We start from the raw sequence: 710 nt of genomic DNA on the forward strand, positions 1-710 counted from the left end.
TGCCCCGCCTCCCAACGCGGCAAGTCTAACGACCGCGCCGCTATGCGCTCGGGCCATTGCCAGCTCGCCGGCGCGACCTCGCGCGCGACCAGGCCGGGCACTATCGCCCATGCGATGATGCCGATCGCGACCCCGCCCAGCCCGAACCATAGCTGCCGATTCTTCTGGTCGGCTCGCGTCCATGCGGACCCGGCGACGGCGCGAAGCTCGGCCATGACGCGGGCCTTGTCCTCGCCCGCCCTGGCGAGCGCTGCCTGATCCTCGCGCCGGGCCGCGTTACCCGCCGCCACGATCCGCTGCGCCATTTGCTCGGGCGTCATCGCCAGCGCCGGACTCCGGGCGATCACGTCGTTGATGACCGCGATCCGGTCGGCCGTGGCGTCCACGCCCTGCTGCATCCGCCCCAACGTCTCGGTATAATCGGGCACGTCGATCGCGCCGCGCTCGGCCGCCAAGCCCTCCACGGCGCGGCGCAACAGCGCCAGCTCGCCACGCATGGCCTCGAAAGCCTCGGCCGCGTCTGCTCCCTGGCTGTCGTCCTCGTCCGCCACCCATCCCCCTTACCGGCTCATGCCACGCTCGCGATCACGCCCGATCGCGACCGACTGCGCCAGTTCCTGCCCGATCGACCGGCCCCGCTCCATGCTCAACGCCAGCTCGGGGGCGCGACGCCGCAACACGGATTCGAGTTGCGGATCGCGGTGCAACCC

The 710-nt window shown here is 71.7% G+C and carries 1 protein-coding gene; it reads right to left on the reverse strand.

The features are described from left to right. Positions 1-551, reverse strand: a 551-nt coding sequence (locus AX709_RS11195; protein WP_156454254.1) for a DUF6118 family protein, incomplete at its 3' end; no start/stop codon positions are given. Between the last annotated feature and the right edge of the window lie 159 nt (positions 552-710).

The sequence above is a fragment of the Sphingomonas sp. CCH15-F11 genome (assembly GCF_001557005.1).
Classification (GTDB): domain Bacteria; phylum Pseudomonadota; class Alphaproteobacteria; order Sphingomonadales; family Sphingomonadaceae; genus Sphingomonas.